The sequence below is a fragment of the Chamaesiphon sp. VAR_69_metabat_338 genome, from assembly GCF_031423935.1.
GTDB lineage: Bacteria > Cyanobacteriota > Cyanobacteriia > Cyanobacteriales > Chamaesiphonaceae > Chamaesiphon.
The window spans coordinates 1-7,347 of the sequence record NZ_JANPGM010000266.1 but is presented as its reverse complement, the minus strand read 5'-3'; the positions used below and the strand labels follow the sequence as shown (position 1 = coordinate 7,347).

The following is a 7,347-nucleotide window of genomic DNA, read 5'->3' as shown; positions in this document are numbered from 1 at the left end:
GGCTTGATAGATCGGCTCGTAATAACCCGTAAATTGAACGGTACCTTTATTATCTTTGCCGATCGATTGATAGAAGGTAAATTCTTTTTTAACTGCGGCTTGGAGTTCGGCAGCAGAACGACTGGTATTGACTAACTGCCGAAATCTGACCAACGAGCGACGCACGCGATTGCGATCGATCCCCTGAACGGCATAATTTTGATACGCTTTGGTGGCAGCAGGGGTCTCAATATAACGGAGGCTGTGATCGATCGATTCGAGCATCGCCAGTTTGTCGCCAGATTTACCCCACAATTGATCGTCGAAACCGAGGGCAGAAGTAGTTTCCTCATAATTATTAGTAGTGGAACTACCCCGATCGGCTTGGATATTGGCTGGGGGCGCAGCAGTCACCCGTAATGGTGTTTGCTGGTTGAATCCTAGCGCAATACCTAGATTCAAAGAGAGTAAAGCCAGTGTTTTAATCATGAAGTAATTATTCAAATGATGCTAGGACATTGCATTCGGTGACGAGCGGAAGGGAAATCATGTTTCCATTACCAATCGTCTCTCCGATTGCGATATTGCCGATTTTGCAATTATTCAGGGATTTCAAAATCCCTCTTTTAGGCATTGTCTAAAGCCTAAAGCCTGAAGCCTGAAGCCTAAAACCTAACCCTAGTCTAATAATCGCGATCGATACTCGATGCAAAGACAGGTTCGACGCGAATCGCATCGACACAGCTCGGACGAATCACCATGTACTCGCCTTGACTATTTTTCAAAGGTACGGTAATAAAATCACTAGAACTGGATTTTGGCATCAGCTCACTACTATACCATTTTTGAAAATCTTGGACGGTGGGAAAACGAATTTCCTCGCGATGACCGCCTGATAAGAGCAGATACACTGCATACTCGGTTGCTACCTTTGCCATACTCGATCGTGTTTGGGTTGAGACTGATTAGTTATGAGTATGCCCAAATTTCGATCGAGAATTGAAAAGTTGGGAGTTGGGAGTTGCGGCTCGCGCTCGTCGGGTTCCCCGACGGTATAGCGAGACAAGACAGGGAGTTGGGAGTTGGGAGCCACTATAAAAATCCCCTCCTAGGAGGGGTGCCCACAGGGCGGGGTGGGTAACAAACTGCGATCTCACTCACGATCGATCTCCGAATGCTTGCTACAGCTTCAGCTTTGCCACGACGATAAAATAGCAGGAAATTTTTAGTGGGGAAATGGTTGGTGAGTAGCACAGACCTGACCCACCCCGCCCGTTGGGCACCTCTCTTCGGAGGGGATTTCTTTATATGCTGAGTTCGTCTAACTTGGCGCGGATGGCTTGAATATCTTGCCACATCAACCACTTCGGCTTGCCGACATCCGGGGCGGGATTGCGGAGCAAGTAAGCAGGGTGGAAAATCGGCATACACCATCTGCCTTCCCATTCGATCCAAGTACCGCGAATTTTGGTAATGCCGTCTTTTTTGCCGGTAATTGCTTTGACCGCCGTTGCTCCAGTCAGGAGAATGATTTTGGGATCTACCAGTCGGATTTGTTCTAGTAAATATGGCTTGCAAGCTGCCACTTCCGCAGGCAGCGGCACGCGATTTTCGGGTGGACGACAGCGGACGACGTTGCAGATATAGACATCACGATCGATCGACAGTTTTACCGCCGCCAGAATTTTTTCGAGCAATTGACCCGATCGACCGACAAATGGTAAACCTTGTTCGTCCTCATTTTGCCCTGGCCCTTCCCCAACGATTAAGATCGGTGCTGTTTCGCTCCCTCTGCCCACGACGGCATTAATCCGCGTATTGCCCAATTCGCAGCGGTGGCAGACTTGGCAATGGCTGGCGAGTTGGGTGAGATCGCTATACGTACCAGCGGGAATCGGCACACTGCTACTCGTGGGAATCGACTCAAAGCTATATGCTGGCAAAGATTCTACGGGCGCACTAGTTTCGAGTTGACCGAACAGATTTAATTGAGCTTCTGAGGACATGGGAATGTAGTTGAGAATTGATAATTAATAATTGATAATTAGTGCGCCTTGCAGTTGACTCCTATCTGGGGAAAATCTTTATTTATCTCCCCGTCGCCCCGTCTGCCCGTCCACCCATCTGCTTGCGTTCCAACAGATCCCAAGCCAACTTTGCTGCCCCCACCATGCCAGCTTGATTGCCTAGTTGGGCCTCGATTAACTTAAATTCAGGACGGGAAGTAGACATGACGCGGCGATCGATTTCTTGTTGGGCAGCGGGCAAAAAATACTTGGCACTGGCACTAATTCCGCCGCCAATAATTGCGACTTCTGGCGTCAACATATAGATGACACTCGTCAAGCCAATGCCGAGATTGCGACCGTATTTATCCCAAAATTCTAACGCATCTCGATCGCCTGCTGCGGCTAATATTCCCAGTTCTTTTGGCTCTTTGCCAGTTATGCGGCGAATTGCTTGCCCAGAGAGAAACTGCTCTAGCGATCCACTATTGCCACTTTTGCAAGCATGTCCGGCGGGATCGAAGGTAATCAAGCCCAGTTCCCCAGCACTGCCCTCTCGTCCGATAAATAATGTGTCATTGAGAAATACCGCACCGCCAACGCCAGTACCCAACGTTAGTAATACCAAATCGCGGTAATTTCGCCCAGCACCCAGCCACTTTTCTCCCAATCCCGCACAATTGGCATCATTGCCGACTACAACTGGCACGCCCGTGCGCGACTGAATCAGCGTCGCTACCGGAATCTCGATCCACCCCTCCAGATTGATTGCAATCTGCGCTACCCGTCCAGCGGCATCCGCTGGCCCTGGCGTCCCGATCCCGATCGCGCTAAGATCGGCCATCCCCGGAGCTAATTTCTCGATCGCGTATAGCATCATCTCGATCGTCTCATCGGGATAGGCTGGCTGTGGCGTCGGGACTGTCAATGACTGAAGACAAGTCCCATCTTCAGTAAATCGTCCTAGTTTAATCGCCGTACCACCTAAGTCGATCCCGATTACTTCTGTCATGAAATTAGAGGTTAGAGGTCACAACGCGATGAACGCTGATGTTTCTCTAGCATTCTATCCCGATCGGTAGTGCGGAAATCAGTCAGAACAGCACAACGACGATTTTCTCTCATGAGAGTACTATACATACCACTGGAAATCTGTCGATTCTCTAAAAAGGAGACGCTACGCGATCGATATAATCCTTCACTGCTTCGGGTAAAGCGATCGTAAGGTAGGTCATGGGTTCAAAGGTTGAATCGGATTGTTTGAATTATAACTTATGACTTAGTTGCTGGGTGGATATCCATCTCCGTCTAGGTTGCAGGGAATTATGTTTCGATCGATTAGCGATCGATCTCAGCTATTGAGATTACCGACTGTAGGCTATGCCAACGAGTGTATGAATAGCGATCTCAGTAACCATCTGAAATCATTGCTCTATCAAGATTCGATCGTGTGCAGTGCCCACCTAGTACTTCCAAATTATGGTCGAGTAGAATAAGGAAGGCTTTCGGAAATAATATAGTTCAAGGAAGGCTTTCGGAAATAATATAGTTCAGCGAACAGAGGCGATACGATGCCGGAGATGACAGGGGTGGTGAATTTTTACAGCATCTGTGACGAGTTTGGGGAATTCTCAAACTTCGCATCTTACCCGTTCGCACTCGATGGAGAGCAGTGGCAGACTTCTGAACATTACTTTCAAGCGCAGAAGTTTGAGGACAAAGCATATAAGACCAAGATTCGTAAATCTAACTCGCCGATGCTTGCCGCTCAGATGGGACGCGACCGCAAGCAAAAACTTCGCAGGGATTGGGAGTCTGTCAAGGTCTCAGTAATGCGGGCGGCAGTGCTGGCAAAGTTTACCCAGCACGAGGATCTGAGAGTGTTACTGCTTTCTACTGGAGACTCTAAATTGGTCGAACATACCGAAAACGACGACTATTGGGGCGACGGAGGTGACGGCAGTGGCAAGAACATGCTCGGTCGCATCCTCATGCAAGTGCGGGAGTTGCTGCGTTCATCTCAAGACACTGCCCCCGATCGAGGTTAGCTAGTTGTAGTGGTCTTGTTTTTTTTGGACGACCCTATCTCTTTTATCAGAGATAAAGAGTTACTCAAAAGGGTTGAGGAGGGTGACTCCAGTAGCCACAAAATCCTTTACATTTCGGGTAACTAGAGTTAAGTCGTAGACTAGTGCTGTAGCAGCAATCTGTTTGTCTAGTGCATTCTCAGGATGCGGCACACGTAATCGACCCCAAATCTGTGCTTCTTCTCGACCAAAATCGAGGATATTTTCAGCGTAAGAATCGAGAATAGTTTGTAACCAGTTTTCTAGAGACTTAGCCTGGGCAAAATCTCCTCGGTGTTGAATAATATCCACCCCGCGCCGCAGTTCACCGATCGTAATCACGCTGAGGTAAGAAATTGCTTCCTGTTCAGTAAGCCGATCGAAAAAACGGATGATGCCAGGGTTAGCTCGATCTCGTTTGCGGAGTTCGCTGATGATATTAGTATCGAGTAGGTACATCAGTCGAGGGGATTTGTGGTCGAAATATCTTGAACTCGCGCAAAATCGTCATCGGTGCCAACATCAGGAATCTGTCTCAGAGCCTCAAAAAATGATTTTTTCTGGGGGCGTAGCAACGCTTGTGCTAGGATTCGCCGATGCTCTGCTTCGGCACTGATGCCGTGCTGACTGGCTTGCACTTTTAGAGCGTTTGCGATCGCCTCGTCAACATTACGCACAATTAAATTAGCCATAGTAGTTCGCGTAGCGTGCCGGAGGCAATCGCACAAGTGAAGGGGTTGACTCGATCGAATGATATCATTGATATCAAAATATTTCAATATCTTGCTGATGTTTTCGGAATGATGTCTTAATCTCTATGCTTTATCGGCTTTTGTTGAATTATTATCCAATAAAACAACTACACTATTGAATTTACTTCACCGTTAAATCGATTGATAATATAGATGATGTTTATTATGTCACTTGCTTATGCAACCGCCGCACGCTGCCAAGCTAGCTCACCAGATCGAGATTCACGGAGATGCGATCGTCGATGACTATTTCTGGCTGCGCGATCGAGATAATCCGCAGGTGATGGAGTATCTCAAAGCCGAGAACGATTACACAGAGCAAGTATTACAGCCACACGCCGAACTGCGGGAGAGCTTATTCCAAGAGCTAAAAGCGCAAGTCAAGGAAGACGATCTCAGCGTACCTGTCAAAAAAGATGACTATTACTATTACTCTAGAGTGGCGGCGGGTAAACAATACGCCATTCATTGCCGCAAAAGAGGCGATCTCAATAGTCCTGAAGAAATCATCTTGGATGAAAATCAACTGGCTGAAGGTAAGCCTTATTTTCAGCTCGGCACATTTAGCATCAGTCCCAACCATCAACTCCTAGCATATGCCGAAGATATCGATGGCTCGGAGACATATACGCTGCGGATTAAAAATCTGGCAACGGGTGAGCTATTGCCAGAATCGATCGCCAATACCTATTACTCGCTAGAGTGGGTGAACGATAACCAGACTTTCTATTACACCGTTTTGGATGATAACTTGCGCCCTTATCGGCTGTATCGACATACAATCGGGCAGCCGATAGAGGGAGATGAGCTAATCTATGAAGAACAGGATTCGCAGTTTTTTGTCGGTTGTGACAAGTCCCGCGACGATCGATATATCTTCCTGACAACTGGCGGTAAGATTACCAGCGAACAATATTTTATCTCAGCCGACGAGCCGCACGGTACGTTTTCGATCGTCACACCCCGCCAGAAAGGGCATGAATACAGCGTCAGCCATCACGAAGGCTTTTTTTACATTCTCACCAATGACAACGCCCAGAACTTCCGCATCATGCGAACGCTGGTATCGCAACCACAGCAACAGTATTGGGTAGAATATATTGCCCACGATCCCGATCGATTAATTGAAGGAATTGATGAGTTTAAAGATTACTTGATTATTAGCGAACGCTATCAAGGCTTAGGACAATTACGTGCCATCGAACTTCAGAGTCAAGCATCACATTATTTAGAGTTCGACGATCCCACTTATCTGGTGTTTGGTGCGGCTAATTGGGAATACGATACCCAGAAATTCCGCTTTGGCTATACTTCTCTAGTCTCACCGATGACGGTATTTGAGTACGATCTGCGTTCGCTAGGCGTCGGCTCTGCCGAATCGCGATCGAAGACAATTCTCAAGCAAAATGAGATTCCAGGGGGTTACGATCCGAACCAGTACCATTCAGAGCGAATTTTTGCCCGCTCTCACGATGGGGTGGAAGTGCCGATCTCGATCGTCTATCGCCGAGATTTTAAGCGCGATGGTACGCAGCCGCTCTATCTGTATGGCTACGGCTCCTATGGGGCGAGTATCGATCCAGGATTTTCCACCAATCGACTCAGTTTACTCGATCGCGGCTTTGTCTATGCGATCGCCCATATTCGCGGTGGTTCGGAGTTGGGGCGATACTGGTATGAGTCGGGTAAGTTCTTGCGGAAAAAGAACACCTTTTTGGATTTTGTGGCTTGTGCCGAACATCTGATTGCCGAAAAGTATACCAGCGCGGGCAATATTGCGATCGCGGGTGGTAGCGCGGGTGGGTTGCTCGTCGGCGCGACGATTAATCTCAAACCCGAACTATTCAAGGCGGCGATCGCTCAAGTACCATTTGTAGATGTGCTGAATACGATGCTGGATGCCGATTTGCCCCTGACGCAGTTGGAGTATGACGAGTGGGGCAATCCCGCCGATGAGGAGTTTTATCGCTATATCCGTTCCTATTCGCCTTACGATAATGTCGAGGCGAAAGCTTACCCGCACCTATTGATTACAGCAGGATTGAACGATCCGCGTGTGACTTATTGGGAACCTGCCAAATGGACGGCAAAATTGCGATCGCTCAAAACCGACAATAATTTACTCTTGCTCAAAACCAATCTAGATTCTGGGCATGGCGGCGCGTCGGGACGCTATGAATATCTCAAAGATATCGCGTTGGAATATACTTTTTTGCTGACTGTTTTCGAGAAAGTGAGTAATGTTTAAAGGAGAGCTTACCTGATATCAAAATCGCTCGACAAACTCAGTAGATCCACCTCTAATAACCTCCGATCGAGATCGGGATCTCCATGATGAGTTTGCTCGATCGACAAGTTATGTACTCAAGAAGAATGCTGAACTTTATTATCGTTTATTACTATGGTTTTGGTACCTGCTTCTTTGCCATTAATTACTTCAACTATCTTACTCGAATCTTCATCGAACAAGTAGGGGCAAGCTGCTTTTAAATTATCTAAAAACTGTTCTGGAGCGATCGTTTCAAAGTGATTGGCAAATACTTT

General features: G+C 47.5%; 9 protein-coding genes and 1 pseudogene. 2 read left to right on the top strand and 8 right to left on the bottom strand.

Features of this window, described 5'->3' with window-relative positions:
- From RMO84_RS07880 to RMO84_RS07860, 5 genes and pseudogenes are all read right to left on the bottom strand, one after another.
- Positions 1-468 (bottom strand): annotated as a pseudogene (locus RMO84_RS07880) (MltA domain-containing protein); the annotation flags it as partial.
- A 194-nt stretch (positions 469-662) separates the two neighbouring features.
- Positions 663-917, bottom strand: coding sequence for a hypothetical protein (locus tag RMO84_RS07875; protein ID WP_309727815.1), 255 nt, complete (start codon positions 915-917; stop codon positions 663-665).
- On the bottom strand, positions 905-1,072 hold the full coding sequence (locus RMO84_RS07870) for a hypothetical protein (protein ID WP_310487915.1): 168 nt from the start codon (positions 1,070-1,072) through the stop codon (positions 905-907). The genes RMO84_RS07875 and RMO84_RS07870 overlap by 13 nt, the downstream gene beginning before the upstream one ends.
- Positions 1,073-1,283: 211 nt before the next feature.
- Positions 1,284-1,985 carry a uracil-DNA glycosylase gene (locus tag RMO84_RS07865; protein ID WP_310487914.1) on the bottom strand — a complete coding sequence of 234 codons (702 nt, stop codon included), beginning with the start codon at positions 1,983-1,985 and terminating at the stop codon, positions 1,284-1,286.
- An 82-nt stretch (positions 1,986-2,067) separates the two neighbouring features.
- On the bottom strand, positions 2,068-2,997 hold the full coding sequence (locus RMO84_RS07860) for an ROK family protein (RefSeq protein WP_310487913.1): 930 nt from the start codon (positions 2,995-2,997) through the stop codon (positions 2,068-2,070).
- 568 nt (positions 2,998-3,565) lie between these two features.
- Here RMO84_RS07860 and RMO84_RS07855 point away from each other — a divergent pair.
- Positions 3,566-4,033, top strand: a complete 468-nt coding sequence (locus tag RMO84_RS07855; RefSeq protein ID WP_396135801.1) for an NADAR family protein — start codon at positions 3,566-3,568, stop codon at positions 4,031-4,033.
- 60 nt (positions 4,034-4,093) lie between these two features.
- Here the strand turns inward: RMO84_RS07855 and RMO84_RS07850 are convergent, their stop codons facing one another.
- Complete coding sequence (locus RMO84_RS07850; RefSeq protein ID WP_310487911.1) at positions 4,094-4,510, bottom strand: type II toxin-antitoxin system VapC family toxin; 417 nt, start codon at positions 4,508-4,510, stop codon at positions 4,094-4,096.
- Positions 4,510-4,743, bottom strand: coding sequence for a FitA-like ribbon-helix-helix domain-containing protein (locus RMO84_RS07845; RefSeq protein ID WP_310487910.1), 234 nt, complete (start codon positions 4,741-4,743; stop codon positions 4,510-4,512). The genes RMO84_RS07850 and RMO84_RS07845 overlap by 1 nt, the downstream gene beginning before the upstream one ends.
- A gap of 238 nt (positions 4,744-4,981) precedes the next feature.
- On the opposite strand from RMO84_RS07845, the gene RMO84_RS07840 reads away from it, so the two are divergent.
- Positions 4,982-7,051, top strand: a complete 2,070-nt coding sequence (locus tag RMO84_RS07840; protein ID WP_310487909.1) for a S9 family peptidase — start codon at positions 4,982-4,984, stop codon at positions 7,049-7,051.
- Between the two features lie 116 nt (positions 7,052-7,167).
- Here the strand turns inward: RMO84_RS07840 and RMO84_RS07835 are convergent.
- Positions 7,168-7,347: hypothetical protein (locus RMO84_RS07835; protein ID WP_310487908.1), on the bottom strand; the 180-nt coding region annotated here is incomplete at its 5' end.